This is a genomic window from Arthrobacter sp. Leaf69 (genome assembly GCF_001422645.1).
Classification (GTDB): Bacteria; Actinomycetota; Actinomycetes; order Actinomycetales; family Micrococcaceae; genus Arthrobacter.
The window spans coordinates 71597-96123 of the sequence record NZ_LMLR01000013.1; the positions used below are offsets into that span (position 1 = coordinate 71597).

At 67.3% G+C, this 24527-nt stretch carries 23 protein-coding genes; 17 read left to right on the top strand and 6 right to left on the bottom strand.

Annotated features, from left to right (window positions below; all coding sequences use genetic code 11):
- Window positions 1-56 precede the first annotated feature (56 nt).
- From murG to dnaE, 12 genes are all read left to right on the top strand, one after another.
- Entirely contained in the window at window positions 57-1205 is a 1149-nt protein-coding gene (murG, locus tag ASE96_RS13340) for an undecaprenyldiphospho-muramoylpentapeptide beta-N-acetylglucosaminyltransferase (protein ID WP_056431216.1), read from the top strand.
- 4 nt (window positions 1206-1209) lie between these two features.
- Complete coding sequence (gene murC, locus ASE96_RS13345; protein WP_056431220.1) at window positions 1210-2661, top strand: UDP-N-acetylmuramate--L-alanine ligase; 1452 nt, start codon at window positions 1210-1212, stop codon at window positions 2659-2661.
- The gene (locus ASE96_RS13350) at window positions 2654-3595 is read left to right on the top strand and encodes a cell division protein FtsQ/DivIB (RefSeq protein ID WP_056431223.1); all 942 of its coding nucleotides are present in this window, start codon (window positions 2654-2656) and stop codon (window positions 3593-3595) included. The genes murC and ASE96_RS13350 overlap by 8 nt, the downstream gene beginning before the upstream one ends.
- Before the next feature lie 237 nt (window positions 3596-3832).
- Complete coding sequence (gene ftsZ / locus ASE96_RS13355; RefSeq protein ID WP_056431226.1) at window positions 3833-5059, top strand: cell division protein FtsZ; 1227 nt, start codon at window positions 3833-3835, stop codon at window positions 5057-5059.
- A 99-nt stretch (window positions 5060-5158) separates the two neighbouring features.
- Window positions 5159-5908 carry a polyphenol oxidase family protein gene (locus ASE96_RS13360; protein WP_056431230.1) on the top strand — a complete coding sequence of 250 codons (750 nt, stop codon included), beginning with the start codon at window positions 5159-5161 and terminating at the stop codon, window positions 5906-5908.
- On the top strand, window positions 5901-6659 hold the full coding sequence (locus ASE96_RS13365) for a YggS family pyridoxal phosphate-dependent enzyme (protein WP_056431238.1): 759 nt from the start codon (window positions 5901-5903) through the stop codon (window positions 6657-6659). Before ASE96_RS13360 ends, ASE96_RS13365 begins: the two co-directional genes overlap by 8 nt.
- A gap of 87 nt (window positions 6660-6746) precedes the next feature.
- A complete protein-coding gene (locus ASE96_RS13370; RefSeq protein ID WP_056431241.1) occupies window positions 6747-7277 on the top strand; it encodes a cell division protein SepF in 531 nt (176 codons plus the stop codon).
- A gap of 137 nt (window positions 7278-7414) precedes the next feature.
- Complete coding sequence (locus tag ASE96_RS13375) at window positions 7415-7723, top strand: YggT family protein (RefSeq protein WP_056431244.1); 309 nt, start codon at window positions 7415-7417, stop codon at window positions 7721-7723.
- Window positions 7724-7872: 149 nt separating this feature from the next.
- Window positions 7873-8562, top strand: a complete 690-nt coding sequence (locus ASE96_RS13380) for a DivIVA domain-containing protein (protein WP_056431247.1) — start codon at window positions 7873-7875, stop codon at window positions 8560-8562.
- A gap of 141 nt (window positions 8563-8703) precedes the next feature.
- Window positions 8704-9288: a signal peptidase II gene (lspA, locus tag ASE96_RS13385; RefSeq protein ID WP_056431248.1), complete on the top strand. Its 585-nt coding sequence runs from the start codon at window positions 8704-8706 to the stop codon at window positions 9286-9288.
- Complete coding sequence (locus ASE96_RS13390) at window positions 9278-10366, top strand: RluA family pseudouridine synthase (RefSeq protein WP_268753760.1); 1089 nt, start codon at window positions 9278-9280, stop codon at window positions 10364-10366. The genes lspA and ASE96_RS13390 overlap by 11 nt, the downstream gene beginning before the upstream one ends.
- A gap of 103 nt (window positions 10367-10469) precedes the next feature.
- Window positions 10470-14027 carry a DNA polymerase III subunit alpha gene (dnaE, locus tag ASE96_RS13395; protein WP_056431251.1) on the top strand — a complete coding sequence of 1186 codons (3558 nt, stop codon included), beginning with the start codon at window positions 10470-10472 and terminating at the stop codon, window positions 14025-14027.
- A gap of 100 nt (window positions 14028-14127) precedes the next feature.
- Here the strand turns inward: dnaE and ASE96_RS13400 are convergent, their stop codons facing one another.
- Window positions 14128-14586 (bottom strand): flavin reductase family protein, encoded by a 459-nt coding sequence (locus ASE96_RS13400; protein ID WP_200913066.1) that lies wholly within the window; start codon window positions 14584-14586, stop codon window positions 14128-14130.
- 207 nt (window positions 14587-14793) lie between these two features.
- Between ASE96_RS13400 and ASE96_RS13405 the strand changes: the two genes are divergently transcribed.
- From ASE96_RS13405 to nrdR, 3 genes are all read left to right on the top strand, one after another.
- Window positions 14794-15417 (top strand): hypothetical protein, encoded by a 624-nt coding sequence (locus ASE96_RS13405; protein WP_200913057.1) that lies wholly within the window; start codon window positions 14794-14796, stop codon window positions 15415-15417.
- 54 nt (window positions 15418-15471) lie between these two features.
- Complete coding sequence (gene hisD, locus ASE96_RS13410) at window positions 15472-16875, top strand: histidinol dehydrogenase (RefSeq protein WP_056431256.1); 1404 nt, start codon at window positions 15472-15474, stop codon at window positions 16873-16875.
- 164 nt (window positions 16876-17039) lie between these two features.
- Entirely contained in the window at window positions 17040-17531 is a 492-nt protein-coding gene (nrdR, locus tag ASE96_RS13415; RefSeq protein ID WP_082492733.1) for a transcriptional regulator NrdR, read from the top strand.
- A 173-nt stretch (window positions 17532-17704) separates the two neighbouring features.
- On the opposite strand, the gene ppgK is transcribed toward nrdR, so the two are convergent.
- Window positions 17705-18508: a polyphosphate--glucose phosphotransferase gene (gene ppgK / locus ASE96_RS13420; protein ID WP_056431258.1), complete on the bottom strand. Its 804-nt coding sequence runs from the start codon at window positions 18506-18508 to the stop codon at window positions 17705-17707.
- Between the two features lie 89 nt (window positions 18509-18597).
- Complete coding sequence (gene map / locus ASE96_RS13425; protein ID WP_056431261.1) at window positions 18598-19476, bottom strand: type I methionyl aminopeptidase; 879 nt, start codon at window positions 19474-19476, stop codon at window positions 18598-18600.
- Between the two features lie 71 nt (window positions 19477-19547).
- On the opposite strand from map, the gene ASE96_RS19190 reads away from it, so the two are divergent.
- Together ASE96_RS19190 and ASE96_RS13430 are read left to right on the top strand one after the other, a co-directional pair.
- On the top strand, window positions 19548-19715 hold the full coding sequence (locus ASE96_RS19190; protein ID WP_156367602.1) for an SPOR domain-containing protein: 168 nt from the start codon (window positions 19548-19550) through the stop codon (window positions 19713-19715).
- Between the two features lie 155 nt (window positions 19716-19870).
- Window positions 19871-21922, top strand: a complete 2052-nt coding sequence (locus tag ASE96_RS13430) for a phage holin family protein (protein WP_056431265.1) — start codon at window positions 19871-19873, stop codon at window positions 21920-21922.
- Between the two features lie 115 nt (window positions 21923-22037).
- On the opposite strand, the gene ASE96_RS13435 is transcribed toward ASE96_RS13430, so the two are convergent.
- From ASE96_RS13435 to panB, 3 genes are all read right to left on the bottom strand, one after another.
- On the bottom strand, window positions 22038-22796 hold the full coding sequence (locus ASE96_RS13435) for an MBL fold metallo-hydrolase (RefSeq protein ID WP_056432187.1): 759 nt from the start codon (window positions 22794-22796) through the stop codon (window positions 22038-22040).
- A gap of 113 nt (window positions 22797-22909) precedes the next feature.
- Window positions 22910-23305 (bottom strand): SHOCT domain-containing protein, encoded by a 396-nt coding sequence (locus ASE96_RS13440; RefSeq protein WP_056431268.1) that lies wholly within the window; start codon window positions 23303-23305, stop codon window positions 22910-22912.
- A gap of 207 nt (window positions 23306-23512) precedes the next feature.
- Complete coding sequence (gene panB / locus ASE96_RS13445) at window positions 23513-24442, bottom strand: 3-methyl-2-oxobutanoate hydroxymethyltransferase (RefSeq protein ID WP_056431271.1); 930 nt, start codon at window positions 24440-24442, stop codon at window positions 23513-23515.
- Between the last annotated feature and the right edge of the window lie 85 nt (window positions 24443-24527).

The window sequence follows — 24527 nt, forward strand, 5'->3', positions numbered from 1 at the left end:
CCGTCCACCCGAACTCCCGCCCCCAGAAATCCCGCACGAAAGCGCAATAGGCCTTTATGAACACCGAGTCGTCTTTGTCCGTCGTCCTTGCCGGCGGCGGAACAGCCGGACACATCAGCCCGCTCCTGGCCATCGCGCACGCCCTCCGCGAGGCCCGCCCCGACGTGCGGCTGCTGGCCGTAGGAACACCAGGCGGCATGGAAGCCCGCTTGGTACCGGCCGCAGGGGTTGACCTCGCCACGATCAGCCGGGTCCCTTTCCCCCGACGGCCCTCGCTGGACCTGTTCCGGCTACCCGGACGGCTGGCGGGCGCCGTCAAGCAGGCCGGTGTCATCCTTGAGGACGCCCAAGCGGACGTCCTGGTGGGCGTCGGCGGCTATGTCTGCACACCGATGTACTTCGCGGCGTGGCGCCGTAAGATCCCCATTGTCATCCACGAGGCGAACACACGCCCCGGGCTGGCGAACCGGGTGGGAGCACGGCTGGGCGGACACGTTGCCGTGGCGTTCGCAGCGACCAGGCTGGGCGCCTCCCGGCACGTCGGCATGCCGATGCGTGGGGAGATCTCAAGCCTCGACCGGACCGCTGCCAGGGCCGCGGCGCGGGCAGCCCTGGGACTGGACCCGGACCGTCCGGTCCTGATCGTGACCGGCGGCTCCTCGGGCGCCCAGAGCATCAACCGCACCATTGCGGCCTCGGTCGGCCTCCTGGCGGAGTCCGGCATCCAGACCCTGCACATCACCGGGCGGGACAAAGCCGTCCACGACGTCGACGGCAAGCCACTCGCTGCACGCGGCTACCAGCAGCGCGAATACGTCGACGGCATGGAAACGGTGTACGCCGCGGCGGACCTGCTGCTGGCCCGCTCCGGCGCCGCGACGGTCTGCGAGGTCGCCGCCGTCGGCGTTCCGGCAGTTTTCGTTCCGCTGCCGATCGGCAACGGCGAACAGGCGCTCAACGCCGCCGGCCTCGTCGAAGCGGGAGGCGCCCTCCTCGTGGAGGACAGCACGTTTTCGCCCGCCTGGGTCCGCGAGCACATCATCCCGCTGCTGCAGGATCCGGACCGGCTCGCCAGAATGGCCGCAATCGCTGAAACGCTCGGGATCCGTGACGCCGACCAGCGCATGGTAGGCCTCGTCCTGGAAGCGGCCCAGGTAAACCCACCATCAGCAAAGCCCTCGAAGCAGCACGGCAGGAAGCGGTAGAGGAATGACCCAGCCCGAACACCAGCACACCACCACGTCCACCCGCACGGCGGAGTCCCTCGGCCGGGTGCATTTCATCGGCATCGGCGGCGTGGGAATGTCCGCCGTGGCCCGCATCATGGTGGCCCGCGGGCTGCCGGTCAGCGGCTCCGACGCCAAGGACCTGCCGGTCATGGCAGACCTTGCCGCGGCCGGCGCCCGGATCTGTGTCGGCTACGACGCCGCCAACCTGGGCGACGCGCAGAGCGTGGTGGCGGGCTCAGCCATCCGCCCGGACAACCCCGAACTGGCAGCGGCGCGGGCCGCCGGGCTGCCGGTGCTCCACCGCTCCGAGGCACTCGCGGCCGCGATGGCGCAGGACACCGCAGTGACGGTGGCCGGCACACACGGCAAGTCCACCACCACGTCAATGATTGCCGTCCTCCTGCAGGGCGCGGGCCTGGACCCGTCGTTCGCCATCGGCGCGAACGTGCCCGCACTGGGCGTCAACGCCGCCAGCGGCAGTACCCCCATCTTCGTCGCGGAAGCGGACGAATCCGACGGGTCCTTCCTGAACTACCGCCCGCAGATCGCCGTCGTCACCAACGTCGAACCGGACCACCTCGACCACTACGGCACCGCCGAGGCCGTCTACGCCTCCTTCGACCGCTTCACCGCACTGCTCCCGGCCGACGGCGTCCTGGTTGCCTGCGCGGACGACGCCGGAGCCAGGGCCCTGGCCCTGCGGACGCTCGAGCGCGGCAACACCCGCGTGGTGCTCTACGGCACCGGCGATGACGCCCATCTTGTGCTGCACGACGGAGGCCCGGGAGACGTTGCCATCAGCACTCCCGCCGGCCGCTTCCCCCTCGAGCTGCACGTTCCCGGACGGCACAACGCCCTCAACGCGGCGGCGGCGTTCGCCGTCGCCCTTGAACTTGGCGTGGATCCCGCGGTTGCCGCCAGCGCCCTGTCGCACTTCACCGGGGCATCCCGGCGCTTCGAATTCAAGGGTGAGGGCCGCGGCATCCGGGTCTACGACGACTACGCGCACCACCCCACCGAAGTGCGGGCGGCCCTGTCCGCGGCACGGTCGGTGGCCGGCGGCCACCAGCTGCACGTCCTCTTCCAGCCGCACCTGTTTTCCCGGACCCGGGAATTCGCCGAAGAGTTCGCCGCGGCCCTCAACACCGCGGACACGGCCCTGGTCCTGGACATCTATCCCGCCCGCGAAGATCCGATTCCGGGCGTGAGCAGCCAACTGATCGCCGCGCACCTTGGCGCCGGCGGGAGGCTCGTCGGACCGGGCACGGAGGCAGTGCAGTCCCTTGTGTCCGCCGCCGGGCCGGGGGACATCGTGCTCACCGTCGGCGCCGGCGACGTCACGGCCTACGGGCCGCTGATCGTTGCAGCCCTGAACGACCGCGCTGACCTGAACGACAGGGCTGACCTGAACGACGGAGTGCCCGGTGCCTAGCACCCGCCGCCCCGGCTACACGGCGGGCGCACGCCGGTCCCCGTCAGGGAACGGGGCCTCGGGGACGCCGGACGTCATTTCGGCGTCCAAAGACAGCAGGGACAGCCCTGGGAGCACAGACAGGGCAAACGGCCCCGAATCCGGCACCCCACGCGCCGCGTCGGGACCCGCAGCCGGAGCCGCAGCGAAACAGGCGGCCCTGCCGGCCCGGGACAACGTGCTGTCCTTCCCCGAACCAAAGGCCAGGCGCCGCAAACGCATCGTCGTGGGCACCATCGCCACCCTGGCGGTGCTGGTCGCGGGGATCGTCGCCGGGGCTGTCTACTCTCCGGTCCTCGCGCTGCAGACAGTGAGCGTGGAGGGGACGAAACTGCTGACGGCGGCCCAGATCCAGAAAGCCCTCGCCCCGCTGCAGGGCAAGCCCCTGCCGCAGATCACCGACGGCGACGTCGCGGCCCTCCTGAAACCGCTGGTCCAGGTCAAAGAAGTCACCAGCCAGGCCCGCCCGCCGTCCACGTTGCAGGTCAAGGTGACCGAACGCGTGCCGGTGGCCCTGGTCAAACAGGGCAAGGCCCACCAGCTGGTGGACGCCGACGGTGTGAAGCTCAGCGACTCCGCCGACCCGGCGGCGATTAAGCTGCCGGTCATCGACGGCGGAGGCGGCACGCTGCCCAAGGACCTGTTCCATGCCATCACCGGGGTCTTGGGCGCGCTGCCCGCCGATGTGCTGGCCCGGCTTTCCAACGCCTCGGCGAAGTCGGTGGACGCCGTTGAACTCAAGCTCGTGGACGGCCAGACGATCGTGTGGGGCAACGCGGGGGACAAGGAGCTGAAGGCCAGGGTCCTCGAGGCCCTGCTGAAGGTGCCTGCGGACCCGGCCAACCCGGTCCGGATCTACGATGTCAGTGTGCCGCGGCACCCGGTCACCCGATAGCTGCCGATCACTTGGCAGCGGAACGGCGGGGGCGGCAGGAAGACACCAAAAGAGGCGATTTCAGCGGTATTACCGCGACACGCGGCGCCGGTTATTGAATGTCATCACACAAGGAAATAGCGTCACAGCATGAGTTACTTGACATAACTATAACCTTCAAGTCGAAGGTTAAGGTTCAAAGCTTCAAGCCCGACTCCATCAGTTTTCGCAATAGAACACGAACAAGGGACACGTAACGTGGCAGCTCCGCAGAATTACTTGGCCGTCATCAAGGTCGTCGGCATCGGCGGCGGTGGCGTGAACGCAGTCAACCGCATGATCGAGGTCGGTCTTCGCGGCGTCGAGTTCATCGCGGTCAACACCGATGCGCAGGCATTGTTGATGAGCGATGCAGACGTCAAGCTCGACATCGGGCGTGAGCTGACGCGCGGCCTGGGAGCCGGTGCGAATCCTGAGGTGGGCCGGCAGGCTGCCGAGGACCACGCCGAGGAAATCGAAGAGGTCATCCGCGGCGCTGACATGGTGTTCGTCACCGCCGGCGAGGGTGGCGGCACCGGCACCGGCGGCGCGCCCGTCGTGGCCCGGATCGCACGCTCCCTCGGTGCGCTGACCATCGGCGTCGTCACCCGCCCGTTCACCTTCGAAGGCCGCCGCCGCGCCGGCTCCGCGGAGGCCGGCATTGACGCCCTCCGCGATGAAGTGGACACGCTCATCGTCATCCCGAACGACCGCCTGCTGTCCATCAGTGACCGCAACGTCTCCGTCCTGGACGCGTTCCGTTCCGCCGACCAGGTCCTGCTGTCCGGTGTCCAGGGCATCACCGACCTGATCACCACCCCCGGCCTGATCAACCTTGACTTCGCCGACGTCAAGTCCGTGATGCAGGGTGCAGGTTCGGCCCTGATGGGCATCGGCTCGGCCCGGGGCGAGGACCGCGCCGTCAAGGCTGCGGAGCTGGCCATCGCCTCGCCGCTGCTGGAAGCATCCATTGACGGCGCCCACGGCGTCCTGCTGTCCATCCAGGGCGGCTCGGACCTGGGCCTCTTCGAAATCAACGAGGCTGCACGGCTGGTCCAGGAAGTCGCCCACCCCGAAGCCAACATCATCTTCGGTGCGGTCATCGACGATGCGCTCGGCGACGAAGCGCGCGTTACCGTCATTGCCGCCGGCTTCGACGACGTCAAGGCGACCTCGCCGTCCATGGACCAGTCCCTTCCGCAGGCGGCACCGCAGCGCCCGGCGGCCCCGGCCGCAGCCCCGGCTCCGGTCCAGGCTCCGTCCTCGGCCCAGGTCCAGCCGCTGCACGCCACGGTTGGTGCCTCCGGTTACGGCGGCTGGGGCCAGCAGCGTCCGTCCGCGGTCCCTGCAGACTCCGGATTCGACGTCGACCTTCCGTCCGTCGTGGAGCCGGACCTGTCCGGCCGCCACTCCGACGACCTGGATGTCCCCGACTTCCTCAAGTAGGTCCTGAAGCACCATGGCACTGCCGGATGGCAGTGCCATGGTGCTTTCTCGTAGGATCGTATTTCTGTAAACACGTTTGGCAACGATCTGGGGTTTTGAATGTTCTCGTGGCGGGCCGAAGTACGGCCGGGCGTCTGGGTGGCTTTCACCGACGCCGCAGCCGGCAACCTGGCGCTCCATGTCGGTGACAGCCCGTTGGACGTCCGGCGCCGGCGCGGGGACGTCGCAGCCGCAGCGGGGCTCGCCGGCCGGTCCTTCCGGTACATGAACCAGGTCCACGGCAACGAGGTGGCCGTCATCGGCGCCGCGACGGCGGCCGGCCGCCGTGTTGCTGCCCCTGACGCTGACGCCCGTGTTGCTGCCCCTACCGCTGACGCCATGGTCTCCCTGGGGGAGCCCCTGGCTGTGATGGTGGCGGACTGTGTGCCGGTTGTCCTGGTGGGGGACCGGGCCGACGGCGAAACTCCGGTACTCGCCGTGGTGCATGCCGGCCGCCCCGGCGTTGCCTCCGGTGTCGTCCCGGCCGCCATCACGCGGATGCGGGAACTGGGCGCGGCCCGGCTCAGCGCCTGGATTGGCCCGTCCGTCTGCGGACGATGCTACGAGGTCCCCGAGGATATGCGCCGCGATGTCGCCGCCAGGGTGCCCGCCGCATGGTGCACCACGGCCCGGGGCACACCGGGCCTGGACCTGCCGGCCGCCGTCCGCAGCCAACTGCAGGACGCCGGCGTGGCGGTCGAATACTCCGGCAACTGCACCCTGGAAGACGAACAGCTGTTCTCCTACCGCCGCGACCCGGACACCGGGCGATTCGCCGGACTCGTGTGGACGGACCGAGCCGATGAATGAACACCCCAATACGCAGCAGCCCGACGGCGGTCACACTGATCCGCGGCTCGACCAGCTCCGGGAGCGGCTCGCCGCCGTCCGGGAACGGATCAGCAGCGCCGCTGCCGCAGCCGGCCGGGCGGAATCGCCGCCGCAGCTGATCGTGGTCACCAAATTCCATCCTGCCGAGGACGTCCGGCGGCTCGCCGCCCTGGGCGTCACGGACGTGGGCGAGAACCGGGACCAGGAGGCCTCGGAGAAAGCGGCCGCACTGGCCGGGCTGGAGCTGCGCTGGCACTTCATCGGCCAGCTTCAGAGCAACAAAGCCAAATCTGTCGTGAAGTATGCCCATGCCGTGCACTCCGTGGACCGGCTCCCGCTGGCCGGTGCCCTGGCCAAGGCCATGGCCGCCGAACAGGAACGTACCGGGCGGGCGCCGCTGGAGTGCTTCATCCAGGTGAGCCTCGACGACGACGCCGGCGGACACCGCGGAGGCGCACTTCCGGCGGACGTCCCGGCACTGGCCGAGCAGTTGGCCGGCTCGGCCGGCATCCGCCTCGCGGGCGTCATGGCCGTCGCCCCCTTCGGCGCGGATCCGGTCCCGGCCTTCGAGAAACTCGCGGAGCTCTCGGCGCGCCTCACGGCAGTCCACCCCGGCGCCACGGGAATTTCCGCGGGCATGAGCCAGGACCTGGAACAGGCCGTCCGCCTGGGGGCGACACACCTTCGCGTTGGCTCCGATATTCTCGGTCCGCGTCCGGCGTTGCGGTAGGTTCAACGTATTGGAAGGTAATGGCGGGGATTCCAAGGCTGCTTAGTCATTGATCGGCCCGCTCACGGACACGATTAGGAGTCGACCATGGCCGGCGCTCTGCGCAAGACAATGATCTATCTTGGGCTCGCCGACGGCGACGAACACTACGAGTCCGAACACCAAACATCGCACAAGGATGAGGACGATTCCATGGAGCATGACCGGGAAGAGCGCCGTGCACCGGCGCCTGTCCGCGAGGTCCCCAGGGAAGAGCCCTACGCCGCTGAAGAGGAATATCGCGCACCTGTGACACCCATTAAGCGAGCGGCATCGAGCCGCGAAGATCACACCGGGCTCCGCCAGATCACCACGATCCACCCGCGGTCCTACAACGATGCCAAACTCATTGGTGAAAGCTTCCGTGACGGCATCCCCGTCATCATGAACGTCACTGACATGGGCGAGGCGGATGCCAAGCGGCTCGTCGACTTCTCCGCCGGGCTGGTCTTCGGACTGCGCGGCAGCATCGAGCGCGTGACGAACAAGGTCTTCCTGCTCTCGCCGTCGTACGTCGAAGTCATCGGCGATGACAAGAAGGTCAGTGAGACACAGGCGAGCTTCTTCAACCAGAGCTAGTCCGGATTCTGCCCAAGGATGCCAGGCGGGGACACCCTGCCTGGCATCCTTGCTGAATTATCCGTGTTGAAATAGAGGCGTAACTATCAAGAGGACACTGCGGTATCCGGAATGAACATGGAGATATGAGATAACTCATGGGAATTGTTTTCGGACTTGTCTATATCGCACTGCTGTTGTTTTTTGTTGCCCTCATCGTCCGCCTGGTCTTCGACTGGGTGCAGATGTTTGCGCGGAGCTGGCGGCCGCGCGGCGTGGCGCTCGTCACCGCCCACGCCGTGTATTCGGTCACAGACAAACCCCTCAAACTGCTCCGCCGGCTCATTCCGCCGCTGCGGCTGGGCGGAATCTCGCTGGACCTTGGCTTCCTACTCCTGTTCGTGGCAGTCACCATCGCCATGGGAGTGGCCAAGTTCCTGGTCGTGTCCCAGCCCATCACGGCGTAGCCGGGCGGCGGACCTGGTCCGCGGCCCAAACTGATAGAAACTCCGGTTTGACACTGCGGTGTTGAATTAGAGGAACCAGACCATATTTAGGTACCGTAGTTTTGACGGCCGGAAGGCCTACTGACTAACTAGACCAACGAGGTGACCAGATGGCTTTGACGCCAGAAGACGTTGTCAACAAGCGCTTTCAGCCGACCAAGTTCCGCGAAGGCTACGACCAGGACGAAGTTGATGACTTCCTGGACGAGATCGTCGTCGAACTGCGACGCCTGAACCAGGAGAACGACGAGCTCCGCAAGAAGCTCGCCGAACTGGGCGCCGGCACGCCTGCCAGCTCCGCCGCCGCGGCTCCCGTCGTGGAAAAGGTCCCGGCACCCGTCAAGGCCGATAAGGACAAGGAAGACCGCGCCAAGGCAGAAGCTGAGGCCAAGGCCGCCGAAGCCGCCAAGGCCGCTGAGGTTGCCAAGAAGAAGGAAGCCGAGCAGGCGGCCGCACCGGCCCGCAGCGCCGCTACTCCGGCTGCCGAGTCCGCTGCAGGGCTGCTGGCCATGGCGCAGCAGATGCACGACAAGCACGTCGCCGACGGCGAGCAGCAGCGCGACAAGATCATCGCCGAAGCGCAGATCGAGGCCAGCAGCCTCGTCAACGATGCCCAGGAGAAGTCCCGCAAGATCCTCGGCGCCCTCGAGCAGCAGCGCTCCGTGCTGGAACGCAAGGTCGAGCAGCTCCGCGGCTTCGAACGCGACTACCGTTCACGCCTGAAGGCCTACATTGAAGGCCAGCTGCGTGACCTGGACGCCCGTGGCTCCGTGGCCGCTCCTGAGGTCGAAGCAAGCTAGGGCCAAAAGCAAAGTATTCTGATAGCCGGTGGCTGAGGATTCCTCGGCCGCCGGCTTTTGGCATTAACCGCAGGTTCCGCCGGCGGCAGTGCCCAAGCAACCAGCTCCCAGTCCCCGCACTGGCCCGTGAACGAAAGCCCTATGACTGACGCATCATCACCTGACGCCGCGCAGCCCGCTGAGTCCGACGAAGCACGTCCCATCAAGCCGCGGCCGCGGCGGGCCCTGCTGCTCTCCTTGTTCTTTGGCCTGGCGGCCTTCGCCTATGCCTTCGACCAGCTGACCAAACTGTGGGTCACCGCCAACATGACCGAGGGGGAGCGGATTCCCGTCCTGCCCCCGCTCCTGCATTGGTACTACATCCGCAACTCCGGTGCCGCCTTCTCCATCGGCGAGAACGTCACCTGGGTGTTCACGATCATCATGACCGCGGTGGCGATCGCCATCCTGCTGCAGCTGCGGAAACTCGGCTCGCTCTGGTGGGCCCTGGCGCTCGGGCTGCTCCTCGGCGGCGCCCTGGGCAACCTCACGGACCGCCTGTTCCGCGAACCCTCGTTCGCCATGGGCCATGTGGTGGACTTCATCCAGTTGCCCAATTTCGCGATCTTCAACATCGCCGACTCAGCCGTAGTGTCCTCGGTAGTGATCATCTGCCTGCTCACGCTGCGCGGGATCTCCCTGGACGGCTCGCACCCCACGAAGGACACAGTGAACCATGACTCCTAGGGACACGGCGCCTGAGCACACGACGCCCGAAGACCTCACGCCCGAAGACCTGGCCACTTCCGGCACACTGCCGGAGGACATCCTGCCGGAGGACGTCGACGACGAATTCACAGCCGACGACACCGGGGCGGGGTCCGCCGCGACACCGGCAGCATCCTTCCGCTTTGTGGTCCCGGACGAACTGGCCGGGACCCGCGTGGATGCCGGGCTGGCGAAGCTCATGGATATCTCCCGTTCGCAGGCCGCCGTGCTGATCGGCGAGGGCAACGTCAGCAGCGGGGACAAAGCGGTCGGAAAATCGCTCAAGCTTGCCCCCGGCACCGTACTCGACGTCGTCGTCCCGGCGCGCCGGGACCCCCTGGAAATTGTGGAGGAAGTCGTGGAGGACCTGACCATCCTGCTGGACGATGACGAATTTGTCGTCATCGACAAACCGGTCGGCGTGGCCGCGCATCCCTCGCCCGGCTGGGTGGGACCCACCGTCGTCGGCGGCCTCGCCGGCCTCGGCTACCGGATCTCGACCTCCGGCGCGCCGGAACGCGCGGGCATCGTCCACCGGCTCGACGTCGGGACGTCCGGGGTGATGGTGGTCGCCAAAACGGAAGAGGCGTACACAGCCCTTAAGCGCGCCTTCAAGGAACGCACCGTGGACAAGGTCTACCACGCCGTCGTCCAGGGCCTGCCGGACCCGCTGGCCGGCACCATTGACGCGCCGATCGGCCGCCACCCGGGCCACGACTGGCGCTTCGCCGTGATTGAAGACGGCCGGGATTCCATCACGCACTACGAGGTCCTGGAGGCGTTCGGCAAGGCGTCGCTGGTGGAAGTCCACCTCGAAACCGGCCGTACGCACCAGATCCGGGTGCACTTTTCCGCCTTGCGCCACCCCTGCGCCGGCGACCTGACCTACGGCGCGGACCCGCGGCTCGCCGCCACGCTGGGGCTCACCCGGCAGTGGCTGCACGCGCGGCAGCTGTCCTTCGCCCATCCCCGGACCGGGGAACAGGTCACCGTCACCAGCGAGTACCCGCAGGACCTGCGGTACGCCCTGGAGGTTCTGGAGTCCGGACAGGCCTGATTGGCTGCCCGGGCTGCGGTCCGCTGCCCGGGTCCCGCGGTGCGATCGGGCGGCGTCCGGAGTGCCGCGCTGAATCGTCCGTGCGCGGCACTAGAATGATTCGGTGACTTCCAGCAACAAATCGTTCGTTCATCTCCACAACCACACCGAATACTCCATGCTGGACGGTGCCGCCCGGCTGGGGGAGCTGTTCGACGAAACCGAACGGCTGGGCATGCCTGCCCTCGCCACCACGGACCACGGCTACCTCTTCGGAGCCTTCGACTTCTGGAAGCGGGCCACGGACCAGGGCATCAAGCCGATCATCGGCGTCGAGGCCTACGTCACCCCCGGAACCGCACGCACGGACAAGACCCGCGTCCGGTGGGGCGAGGAAAACCAGCGCAAGGACGATATCTCCGGCGGCGGTTCCTACACGCACATGACGCTGCTCAGCTACAACAACAAGGGCATGCGGAACCTCTTCCGTGCGTCGTCGATCGCCTCCTTGGACTCGGTCTTCGGCAAATGGCCCCGGCTGGACCGCGAGCTGCTGAACACCTACTCGGAAGGCCTGATCGCCACCACCGGCTGCCCGTCGGGCGAGGTCCAGACGAGGCTCCGGCTCGGCCAGTACCGGGAAGCCGTCGAGGCGGCCGCCGAATTCCGCGACATCTTCGGCGCCGAGAACTACTTCTGCGAACTCATGGACCACGGCCTGGACATCGAGCGGCGCGTCACCGGCGACCTGCTGCGGCTGGCCAAGGAACTAAACCTGCCGCTGGTGGCCACCAACGATCTTCACTACACCCACGAACACGACGCCAAGGCGCACGAGGCCCTGCTGGCCATCCAGTCCGGTTCCACTCTCCTGGAACCGACGTACGACAACGGCGGATCCCGGTTCGCCTTTTCGGGCAGCGGCTACTACCTGAAGTCACCGCAGGAGATGCGGGAGTTGTTCCGGGACCACCCGGAGGCGTGCGACAACACACTGCTGATCGCCGAGCGCTGCGAAGTGTCGTTCAACACCGGGGCCAACTACATGCCCCGGTTCCCCTGCCCGGAAGGGGAGGACGAGACGTCCTGGCTGGTCAAGGAAGTCGACAAGGGACTCCGCTACCGCTATCCCCAGGGCATCCCCGACAAGGTGCGCACCCAGGCCGACTACGAACTGGGCGTCATCAATTCCATGGGGTTCCCGGGCTACTTCCTGGTCGTGGCCGACTTCATCAACTGGGCCAAAAACAACGGCATCCGGGTGGGCCCCGGACGTGGCTCGGGCGCAGGTTCCATGGTGGCCTACGCCATGCGCATCACCGACCTCGATCCGCTGCACCACGGCCTGATCTTCGAGCGCTTCCTCAACCCGGACCGCGTCTCCATGCCTGACTTCGACGTCGACTTCGATGACCGGCGCCGCTCCGAAGTGATCGACTACGTCACACGCAAATACGGCGACGAGCGTGTCGCCATGATCGTCACCTACGGCACCATCAAGACCAAGCAGGCGCTCAAGGACTCCTCACGCGTGCTGGGCTACCCGTTCAGCATGGGCGAGACGCTCACCAAGGCACTGCCGCCGGCCGTGATGGCCAAGGACATCCCGCTCGCCGATATCCAGAACAAGGACTCCAAGCGGTACAGCGAGGCCGGCGACTTCCGGCAGCTCATCGCCACCGACCCGGAAGCCGCCAAGGTGTTCGAGACGGCGCTCGGCATCGAGGGCCTGAAGCGGCAGTGGGGTGTCCACGCGGCCGGCGTCATCATGTCCTCGGACCCGATCATCGACGTCATCCCGATCATGCGCCGCTTCCAGGACGGCCAGGTCATCACACAGTTCGACTACCCGACGTCCGAGGGCCTCGGCCTGATCAAGATGGACTTCCTCGGCCTCCGGAACCTCACGATCATTTCGGACGCCCTCGAAAACATCAAGATGAACCGCGGTGTGGACCTGGACCTGGAGTCCCTGGAGCTCGACGACGCGGCGTCCTACGAGCTCCTGGCCCGCGGCGACACCCTCGGCGTGTTCCAGCTCGACGGCGGCCCGATGCGGTCCCTGCTCAAGCTCATGAAGCCTGACAACTTCGAAGACATCTCCGCCGTGCTGGCGCTCTACCGGCCGGGCCCCATGGGCGCCAACGCCCACACCGACTATGCGCTGCGCAAGAACAAGATCCAGGAAGTCATTCCGATCCACCCGGAACTCGAGGAACCGCTCGCCGAGATCCTCGGCGGAACCTACGGCCTGATCGTGTACCAGGAGCAGGTTATGGCCGTGGCGCAGAAGCTCGCCGGGTACACGCTGGGCCAGGCGGACATCCTGCGCCGGGCCATGGGCAAGAAGAAGAAATCCGAGCTGGACAAGCAGTTCGCCGGGTTCTCCCAGGGTATGCAGGACAACGGCTACTCCATGGCCGCGGTCAAGACCCTGTGGGACATCCTCCTGCCGTTCTCCGACTACGCGTTCAACAAGGCACACTCGGCCGCCTACGGCGTGATCTCCTACTGGACGGCGTACCTCAAAGCGCACTACGCGCCGGAGTACATGGCCGCCCTGCTCACCAGCGTCGGCGACGACAAGGACAAGTCGGCCATCTACCTCAACGAATGCCGACGCATGGGCATCACGGTGCTGCCGCCGGACGTCAACGAGTCCGCCCTGAACTTCACCCCCGTCGGCAACGACATCCGCTTCGGCATGGGCGCCATCCGCAACGTCGGCGTGAACGCCGTCGAGGCCATGGTGGCGGCGCGCGAAAAGGAGGGCGCCTACACGTCCTTCAAGGACTACCTGATGAAGGTCCCGGCCGTGGTGTGCAACAAGCGCACCATCGAGTCCCTGATCAAGGCCGGCGCGTTCGACTCCCTGAACCACCACCGGCGCGCCCTGGCGATGATCCACGAAGAAGCCATCGACTCCGTCATCACGCTCAAGCGCAACGAGGCGATCGGCCAGTTCGACCTCTTCGCCGGGTTCGACGAAGCGGAATCCGAGGCGTCACTGAGCATCGAAATCCCCGATCTTCCCGAATGGGACAAAAAGGACAAACTCTCCTTCGAACGCGACATGCTCGGGCTCTACGTCTCGGACCACCCGCTGCAGGGCCTCGAAGGACTGCTGAGCCAGCACGCCGACCAGTCCATCACCTCGATCATCGCCGAGGACGGCCCGCACGACGGCGCCATCGTCACCATCGCCGGGATGATCACCTCGCTGAGCCGGCGGATCGCGAAAGCCAGCGGCAACGCCTACGCCCGCGCGGAGATCGAGGACCTGGGCGGCTCCGTCGAGGTCATGTTCTTCGGCCAGGTCTACGGCCCCATCGCGTCCGTCCTGGCGGAAGACCTGATCGTGGTGGTCAAGGGGCGGCTGCAGCGCCGTGACGACGGCGCCATCGCCCTGAACTGCATGGAACTCTCCGTCCCGGACCTCAGCGAGGGCCTCAACGGGCCGCTCGTGATCACGGTGCAGACACACAAGGCGACCGAAGCCGTGGTGACCGAGCTGGGAGACGTGCTGCGGACCCACCGCGGCAAGTCCGAGGTGCGGCTGCACCTGCAGGGCGACTCCCGCGTGGAGGTCATGGGCCTGCCTGTGCATCTGCGGGTCAACCCCAGCCCGTCATTGTTCGGAGACCTCAAGGTGCTCCTAGGTCCCACCTGCCTGGATAACTAATCATCTGCAGGGGGCTCTCCGGCCGCCGAAGTGACAGTTGACGCCCATGCCGCGCAGGGACATGGGCGTTAAGTGTCACCTCGGCGGGTGAAGGCGCGGCTCAGATCTCGTAGTCCAGCGGCACGGGCTGGCCGTAGGAGCCGGAGTGGTAGAGCAGGGGAGCGCCGTCGGCGCCCACTTCACCTTCCACGACCTCGACCACTACCACGGCGTTGTTCTCGAAGGAGAGACGCATCTGGACCTTGCCGATCAGCCAGCCGGCAACATCATTGAGGATCGGCACGTCGTGGGGTCCGAGCGCCCAGTGGTCGCCCTCGAATCGGTTGCTGGTCCGGGCGAAGCGGTCGGCCAGCTCCTGGTTTTCCAGCCCCAGCATGTGGACGCCGATGTAGGTGGTGTTGGCCACGGCCGGCCAGGAGCTCGAGGTCCGGGCCATGTTGAAGGTGAACCGGGGCGGCTTCGCCGAGAGCGATGCCACGGAGGTTGCCGTGAATCCGAAGGGGACACCGTTGAAGTTGGCCGTGATGATGGCCACGCCGGCGGCGTGCCGGCGGAACATCTCCCGAAAAGTTCCCTCGAAGGCTTGGTCCTCTGTGGCCACTGCGATCCAACTCCCTGCTGCGTGTGTGATGTTCCTACCCTGCCAGCGTATTGCTCCTTTGCCCGGTCGCGGTATTTGTTCCACCGGAGGTGACCCGTGGGAACGTCATCCGGGGTCGTACGGTGTCATGTGCCCGGCGCCGGAAAGCTTGTTAAGGTTTGTTGCATGACACAGCCAGCAGTACACGGCCAGCACCCGCACGATGCCCCGCAGAACGTCCGGCCGGGCGACACTGTGCCCGCCGCTTTTCCGGCGGACGCTGCCCCCAGCCACCCGGCGCCGGAGGCGGGTAGGTCCGCCATGTCGTGGCGGAAGGCCGCTGTCATTGCCGCCGCCGGTGTCCCGGTGGGGCTGGTCTGGTGGCTCCTGGCGCCCTCGGGGTTGAACCTGCTCTCGGGCAATCCGGAGCTGCGGAGCGGCGGCAACACGGAAGGGTGGCTGCCCCGGGACCTGGTGCTGGCTGGGCTGTTCCTGCTCGCCGGCTGCATTTCGGGTGCCGTAGCCTCCGGAACCAAGCACCACGGACCGTCCGGTCGGGACGTACTCCTGGCCGTGGGTGCAGGAGCAGCAGGCGCCCTCGCCGCCTGGGGGACGGGCGTCGTGTGCGGCCTGTGGTGGGGAACCCCGGAGGACACGTCGGCCAGCGCGAGTATCGCGTTTTCCCTGCGGTCCTTGGCCGTTTTGGCAATCTGGCCCGCCGCCACTGCCCTGGCCATCTTCCTGAACACCGTCTTCACCACGACGAAGCCCGAAACAACGGGCGAAACGACAGGTCCGGCTCCGTTGTAACCGGCACGACGTCACGGGCGCGGGACTCTGCGGCGCGGCACGTAAAATGAACGGGTGACCCCTTCAGCTGACAGCACCGTGCCCGCCGTTAATGCGCCCCCGGTACCCGCCGAACTCAACTTCCGCACCGTCGACCTGCGCGGCCAGCGGCTCACCCTCGCCGGGCTCCGTGCCGCGGTTCCCCGCGCGCAGGCAGGCACCAGGGCTGATGCCGAGCAGAAAGTCCTGGACATCATCGACGCCGTCCGCACCCGGGGCTTCGACGCGCTCAGCGAGCTCGCCCGGACCTTCGACGGCGTGGAGCAGTCGCACCCCCGTGTCCCCGCCGACGCCCTGACGGCGGCGCTGGCAGGGCTCGATCCCGCCGTACGTGCCGCACTGGAAGAGTCCATCAAGCGCGCCCGCCGTTTTGCCGACGCGCAGCGCCCGGCGGACACCGACGTCGAACTCGGCGAAGGCGCGGTGGTCAGCCAGAACTGGGTGCCCGTTGCCCGGGTGGGCCTCTACGTCCCCGGCGGCCTGGCCGTCTACCCGTCCTCCGTGATCATGAACGTCGTCCCGGCCCTCGCCGCCGGCGTCGAATCCATCGCCCTGGCCTCTCCTCCGCAGAAGGACTTCGGCGGACTGCCGCACCCCACCATCCTGGCCGCAGCGTGCCTGCTCGGGATCGACGAGGTCTACGCCATCGGCGGCGCCCAGGCCATCGCGGCCTTCGCCTACGGCATCCCCGGCGCGGGGGACACCGCCGGACTGGACCCGGTGGACGTCGTCACCGGCCCGGGCAACGTCTTCGTCGCCACGGCCAAGCGCCTTGTCAAGGGCGTCGTCGGCATCGATTCGGAGGCGGGCACCACTGAGATTGCGATCCTCGCAGACGCCACCGCACAGCCGGGACTGGTTGCCGCCGACCTGATCAGCCAGGCCGAGCACGACCCCAAGGCCGCGTCCGTCCTGGTGACGGACTCCGAGGCCCTCGCCGACGCCGTGCGCGTCGAACTGGACCGCCAGGCGGCAGCGACCAAGCACAGCGTCCGGGTCCGGGAGGCGCTCTCCGGCCCGCAGTCGGGCGTCGTATTGGTGGACGACCTCGAACAGGGCATCGCGGCGTGCAACGCCTACGCGGCCGAACACCTGGAAATCATGACGGCGGACGCGGCCGGCGTCGCGGGCCGGATCCGCAGCGCCGGTGCGATCTTTGTGGGGGACTACAGCCCCGTGAGCCTGGGTGACTACTGCGCAGGTTCCAACCACGTGCTGCCGACCAGCGGCACGGCAGCGTTCTCCTCCGGACTGAACGTCACCACGTTCCTGCGAGCCATCCAGGTGGTCAACTACACCCGTGCCGCACTGGAAGAGGTCAGCGGGCACATCGTGAGCCTGTCCGGAGCGGAGGATCTTCCCGCCCACGGCGAGGCCGTAACGGCCCGGTTCTCCGGGGCCACTAACCACAACATGTAGTAATTACAGGCTTGTTATTCAGCTACATCTAGTCGTAAACTGATGTCGGAGCCAACGGCTCCGAGAATTGCTGGCGTGCTCACGTCGACTGCTGTATTCACGTCGACTGCTGTATTCACATCGACCAGTTCGGCCGTCTGCTTTGCGACAGGGGAGGAAACAACGTGTATTGCCCGTTTTGCCGCAACCCTGATTCCCGCGTGGTGGACAGCCGGATCGCCGACGACGGCTCGGCCATCCGCCGCCGCCGGCAGTGTCCCGAATGCGGGCGCCGCTTCACGACTGTCGAAACCACCAGCCTCACGGTGATCAAGCGGTCCGGCGTCGGCGAGCCTTTCAGCCGCAGCAAGGTCATCAACGGCGTCCGCAAAGCCTGCCAGGGCCGTCCCGTCACGGAAGACGACCTGGCCATGCTCGCGCAGGAAGTCGAGGAAGCGATCCGCGCCTCCGGCGCCGCCGAGATCGATGCGCATGAAGTCGGCCTGGCCATCCTCAACCCGCTGCAGAAGCTCGACGAGGTCGCCTACCTGCGCTTCGCGAGCGTCTACCAGGCCTTCGAGTCCCTCGAGGACTTCGAAGCCGCCATTTCCCTGCTCCGCCATGAGGCCGAGACCAAGGGGCGCGAAGGCACCAGCCAGCAGAAGAGCCCGCTCTAGTACCAGCGGTCCTCAACCGGCGGAATCTGCCCATAGACTCCGGTGGTGGCAGCGGAGGGGAAGCCGCAGCCACCACCGGCACCACACACAACAAAGAGCTATAACTCCGGGTCGTTCCCAGCGTTCAGAACGACCCGGAGTGATAGCTCTTCTGGCTACCTCGCCTCGTGTGGCTACTTCGCCAGTTTGTGCTTCAGCGCGATTTCGACGGCGGCCCCCACGATGCCGGCGTCGTTTTTCAGTTCCGCCGGGACAATCGGCGTGCGCAGCTGCAGCCGCGGCAGGTATTCGTCCGCGCGCTTGGAGATGCCGCCGCCGACGATGAACAGTTCGGGGGAAAAGAGGAACTCCACATGCGAGAAGTAGCGCTGCAGCAGTACACTGTACTCCTCCCAGCTCAGGCCGTCCCGTTCGCGGGCGACGGCTGAGGCCTTGCTTTCGGCGTCGAATCCGTCAATCTCCAGGTGTCCGAGCTCGGCGTTGGGGACGAGCTTGCCGTCGAAGATGAACGCGGAACCGATTCCGGTGCCGAGGGTGATGACCAGGACGGTGCCCTTCACGAACTCGCCCGCGCCGAAGCGGGCCTCGGCGAGGCCGGCGGCGTCGGCGTCGTTGATGACCTCCACTGGACGGCCCAGCCGGGCAGTCAGCAGGCCATCGATGTCCATTTCCAGCCAGGACTTGTCCACATTGGCGGCGGAGTGGACCACACCGTGTTGGATGATACCGGGGAAGGTGACACCCACCGGCGAGTCGGGGGCCGGCGCCTCGGGGCGGGCGGACAGCTCGGCGACCACCTGGGCGACCACCTCGGCCACGGATTCCGGCGTGGAGGGCTGCGGAGTGGGAATGCGGAGCCGGTCACCGATCAGCTTGCCCTTTTTCAGGTCGACGATCCCGCCCTTGATGCCGGTGCCGCCGATGTCGATGCCGATCAGCGGGGCGTTCTTCTTCGACTTCTCGTCCTTCTTGGCCAATGTGGTTCCGTTCGTGGAAGGGTCAGGGGCAGGGCTAGGAGGGGGCGGCGCAGGGCCGACCGGAGAAGACCGGGATCTTCTCGTGGGAATCAGGGGAGGGTCAGGACTTCCGCGCCGGACTCCGTGACGAGCAGGGTGTGCTCGAACTGCGCGGTGCGTTTGCGGTCACGGGTGACGACGGTCCAGTCGTCGGCCCACATGTCCCAGTCCACGGTGCCGAGTGTCAGCATGGGTTCGATCGTGAACACCATGCCCGTCTCCATCACAGTGTTGTAGGCGGGCGCGGCGTCGTAGTGCGGGATGATCAGGCCGGTGTGGAAGGCCTCGCCCACGCCGTGGCCGGTGAAGTCGCGGACCACGCCATAGCCGAAGCGTTTTGCATAGGACTCGATGGTGCGGCCGATCACGTTGATTTCGCGGCCGGGGGCCACGGCCCGGATGGCCCGGCTCAGGGATTCCTGCGTGCGCTCGACGAGCAGCCGCGATTCCTCGTCGACGTCGCCGACCAGGAAGGTGTAGTTGGTGTCGCCGTGCACGCCGCCGACGAAGGCGGTGATGTCGATGTTGAGGATGTCCCCGTCCTGGACCACGGTGGTGTCCGGGATGCCGTGGCAGATGACCTCGTTCAATGACGAGCACAGCGACTTGGGAAAGCCGCGGTAACCCAAGGTGGAGGGATACGCGTTGTGGTCGAGCAGGAATTCGTGGCCCACACGGTCGAGCTGGTCCGTGGTGACGCCGGGCTGGATGTGCTTGCCGACCTCCACGATGGCCTGCGCGGCGATCCGTGAGGCGATCCGGATCTTCTCGATGGTCTCCGCCGACTTGATCTCCGAGCCGGTGAACTTGGCCGGTCCGGGCTTGCCCACGTATTCGGGGCGCGGGATCGACGCCGGAACGGAACGTTGCGGGCTGACTGTTCCCGGGACGAGGGTGCCGATGGGTGCAGTCGAGGCTAGAGAAGGCATAGATTGATCATATAAGGCGATGCCGGAGGCAAATAAACAAACGCCAAGAAACATCAGCGCAAGGAGCATCAATGCCGGAGTACTGGTACAACGTCAACACACACGCGGTTGAAGAGGACGCCATGTCCGACTGGAGCCAGCTGATTGGCCCCTACAAGACGCGCGAAGAGGCCGAACACGCCCTCGAGAAGGTCAAGGCCCGCAACGAATCCTGGGAAAAGGGCGACGAGGACGATTAGCCCCCCGCGGGCGAGAGTCCGGCCGGCGGTGCTCGTGCGCGTCGCCGCTGGGCCGCCCGGCCGGCCCTTGTGGGCATTCCTGCTGGATTGCGGGGCTGATTTTCTCACCCGGCGCGGATGAGGGCCTGCCGGTTGGGCCCGGCCATACTGGGAAAATGCCGACGAGCGTTACCCGCACCCGCGGCGCCCGATTCTCCGATCTGGCCAGGCTGGCCGCAGCTTGGGCTGCCTCGACGGTTGCCCTGATTGTCACCGGTGCCCTGTTGCCGGGATTCTCGGCCAGCAGCTGGTGGTCGTACGCCGCCGTGGCCGCGGCAGCCGGCGTCGTCGGCCTGGTCCTCCGCCCGGTGCTGGTGGAGGTTTCGGCGCGGGTGGGCTGGCTGGCGGTGCTGCTTACCGCCCTCCTCGGGCAGGCCCTCATCATGTACGTGGCTATCCTGCTGGTGCCCGGCATCGAGTCGACGGCGTGGACGGCCTTTGCCGCCACCTGGGTGAGTGCGGCCGTGGGCACGCTCATCTCGTGGACCACCACGGCCGGTACTGATGACGGCCTGATCACCTCATTGGCCGGCAGGGCGGGCCGGCAGCAGACGGTGGCCGACCCGGAGGTCGACGGCGTCCTGTTCGTGCAGCTCGACGGTGTCCCCTTCCCGGTACTGCAATGGGCGGTCCAGTCCGGGGCCGTGCCGCATGTGCGGCGCTGGCTGGCGTCGGGGGATTACGTGCTCAGGGAGTGGACTCCGCAGCTGCCGTGCACCACGCCGGCCAGCCAGCTGGGCATCCTGCACGGCACCGTTGACGGGATCCCGGCGTTCCGGTGGTACGACCGTGACCTCAACCGGGTCCTGGTGGCCAACCGTCCGGCGGACGCCCGGGTGATCGAAGAATGGCACAGCACCGGCCGCGGCCTGCTCAGCGACGACGGCGTCTCCATTTCGAACCTGTTCACCGGGGACGCGCCCCGGGCGCTCATGACGATGAGCAGGGTGGAGGTCCAGCGCGGCTCCACGCAAACCCGGCGTGCGTTTGCGTGGTTTTTCACTTCCCCGAACGGTTTTATGCGCAGCCTCACCCGGACCGTCGGGGAGATCGTCAAGGAACGCTGGCAGGCCCGGCGTCAGGTCAGGCGTGACCTCGACCCGCGTGTGCACCGCGACTGGACCTTCGCACTACTGCGGGCAGTGACCAACGGGCTGCTGCGCGACCTCAACACCGCCCTGGTCGCCGAAGAACTGCGGCGCGGAACAAAGAGCATCTATGTCGACTACGTTGACTACGACGAAATCGCCCATCACGCGGGCATGTTCCGGCCCGAGTCGCTCGCCGCCCTGGATGGCCTGGACCGCACGCTGGGATCGCTGGCACAGCTCGCTGCCGACGCTCCCCGCCGCTACCGGCTGGTGGTGCTCTCGGACCACGGCCAGTCCCAGGGCACCCCGTTCGCTGACCGGTATGGCCAGTCGCTCGGCGATTTGTGTGCGGAACTCATGCAGGAAGACGTGCAGAATGTGGACGCGTCCGTCGAAGGGCTGGGGCGTGCGGACTCCATTGCCGGCGACGTCGCGGCAGGCGGGATGACAGGAAAGCTCGCCGTCCGGGCCGGCGAGGGGCTGGCAAAGGCCCAGCAGACGCCGGCAGCCGGCGACTCCGCTCCAGGCAACGCCGCCGAGGAGCCGGTGGTTGTGCTGGGCTCGGGCAACCTGGGCCTGGTCTACGTGCGGGGTGACCGGCGCTGGACGCTCCAGGGGCTCGACCGGGAATGGCCGGCGCTGGTCCCCGGCCTGGCGGGGCACCCCGGCGTCGCGTTCGTCGCCGGCATCGACGACGAAGGCCGGGCGTGGGCGATCGGGAGCGGCGGGCGCCTCAACCTCACCAGCGGTGACGTGGAAGGGACCAACCCGTTGGCCGGCTTCGGTCCCCACGCGGCGCGGGTGCTCCTGCGCGCCCTGCTGCTTCGCGAGGCACCGGATCTGTACGTCAACAGCACGGTCGATCCGGTGACCGGCGACGTCGCAGCGTTCGAGGGCCTGGTCGGATCCCACGGGGGTCTCGGCGGTTGGCAGGACCGCGCGGTGCTGCTGGGCCCGGCCGATCTTATGGCGGGGCTGCCGGAGCGGATAGAGGGGGCCGATCAGCTCCACCGGGTGCTGGTGGCAATGCTCGAATCCTGTGGCCAGCGCCTCACCCTGCGGGACGTCCAGCCCTGATGCGAACCCGGGAACCGGTTGAAATGCGACCGGTTGAAATGCGACCGGTTCAAAAGAGACCCGTTCAAAAGAGACCGGTTAAGAAGCGAAACTGTGCCGGTTGCGGGCCTTCGGCTCACGCCGGCACAGTCCAGGACTGGCCGGGGGCGAGAACCACTGCCGAGCAGCCGGGAGCCTGATCCGCCACAGAGTCAGCGAAGCGGCGCCCCGGCAGTTCAAGCCAGCTCCGCGCGAAGTGGTTGACGAAGGGCGGGTGCAGCGTTCCCCAGTGCACCGGCAAGGCGAACCGCGCGCCGCTCGCTGAGACCGCCCGGGCCGCGGTCTCGGGCGTCAGATGCCCGCCGGAGAGCTTTGGTCCCCACCCCCACACCGGCACCAGGGCGACGTCGATGGGTCCGCCCGCCATGGCCGGGAGCGCCGCCATCTCCGGATACAACCCGGTGTCACCGGCGATCCAGACGACGCCCGACGGGCCCCGGACCAGCTGGCCATTGGCGTCGTTGGGCCGGTGCGGCATGGGACGCTGACCATGGTCGGCCGGCACTTGGCGTATCTCGACTCCGCTGCCCACCTGGACCCAACCGTCCCCCAGGGGAACCGCAGGCATCTGCGTTCGGCGGCGTAACCAGTCGGCGTTGGCCGGCGCGCTCATCAGGACTGCCCCGCGCAGCATCCGGAGGGAGCGCAGTTCGGCGTGATCGTGGTGCAGGTGGGAGAGAAGCACGACGTCGGGCCGGTTCCACGACGCAGGGTCCGGCCGGGGCGCCAGGCGTCGCAAAAACCCGGCATGGGGACGAAGCAGCGGATCGGTCAGGATCCGGATCCCGTCCAGATCGAGAACCACCGACGAGTGGCCAAGCCAGGTAATTCTCATGCCCGCACCCCTGACCGCCCGCACCGCTGACCGACCGCACCGTGACCCGACTGCAGGGGTCCGACCGCACGGTGGACCGACTGCAGCGGACCGCGGCGCAGCCCGTGGTCAGGTCAGGCCATCGCCTTGGCCTTGAGGGAATCGAATTCGGTCTGGCTGATGGCGCCGGAGTCGAGCAGCGCCTTGGCGTCGGCGATCTGGCTGGCCGGGGAGGCGGACTTGCCGGCGACCTGCTGGATGTACTCCTGCTGGGCGGCCTGTTGTTCCGCTATTGCCTTCATCTGCCGCTCCGTCATGCTGCGGCCCCTGGCGATCAGGTAGATGAGTGCTCCGAGCCAGGGGACAAAGATCAGCAGTATCGACCAGCCGGCCTTGCCCCAGCCGCTGAGCGTGTGGTCGCCGAACAAGTCGAACAGGCAGCGGAACCAGACCATCAGGGCCGCAATCCAGATGAAGAACCAGAAACTCCACAGCAGGACGTCCCAGAAGTCAGTCGAAATTGAGTCCATGGCTACTCCTCCACTAATGTCCCCCGGTGTCTGGCCCATCGCGTCGCTCGCGAATCCGGCCGGAATGGCGGAACTTCTGCCGGGGCCCGATGCAGGCCCTCAACCGCCAGCCTGCTCGTAATGGCGGTCCTCCGCATCGTTCGTGAAGGATGAGGTGACGCCGCGAACCCGCAGTGGGGGACCCGTTAGGACAGCGGCAGCGGGTGCCTAGAAGGAGTGCTCGGGGCCGGGGAACTGACCGGACCGCACGTCCTCGCCGTACGCCTTGGCGGCATCGCTGAGGGAGGTGCGCAGGTCCGCGTACTGCCTGACGAACTTGGCCATCCTGCCGCCGCGCAGGCCCGCCATGTCCTGCCACACCAGGACCTGGCCCGTGGTGGCGTTGCCGGCGCCGATGCCGACAGTGGGGACGTCGACGGCGGCGTCCACGGCCGCCGCCGTCTCCGCCGGAACCATTTCCATCAACACGCAGAACGCGCCGGCGTCGGCCAGGGCGACAGCGTCGTCGATCAGGCGCTGGGCGTCATCGCCGCGGCCCTGGACCCGGTAGCCGCCGAGCGCGTGCTCGCTCTGCGGGGTGAAGCCGATGTGCGCCATCACAGGAATCCCGGCCTGGACCATGGCCCGCACGGTCTCCGCGTAGAACTTGCCGCCCTCGATCTTGACCGCGTGGGCGAGCCCTTCCTTGAGGAACCGCACGCCGGTGGCCACAGCCTGCTGCGCGGAGACCTCGTAACTGCCGAACGGCAGGTCCGCCACCACGAGGGCGCGCCGGGCGGAGCGGGTGACGGCGCGGCACAGCGGGAGCAGTTCGTCCACGGTGACGGGCAGGCTGGTTTCGTTGCCGAACACGTTGTTCGAGGCGGAGTCTCCCACCAGGAGGACCTCGATGCCGGCCTGGTCGAAGATTTCCGCCGTGTACTGGTCATAGGCCGTCAGCATGGCAAAGCGCTCACCGTTGAGTTTCGCCTGGCGCAGGTGGTGGGTGCGGATCTTCGCCGCCGGCTTCCGGGACGGCTCAGTCCCTGCTGCCGATGCGGCCGGCTGGGCGGCGCCGGCGGCCGAGGGGCCGTTGCCGTAAGGAGCCGTTACTTCTGCTGCGGGCATGCTGGAATCGGGGCTTTTGCTTGTGGCCATGGCACGAGCGTAGTGCGATACCGCGCGTCCTAGCTACCGCGTTCCGGCCACCGGGCCGGTGAAACACATCACACCGCCCGGTGAA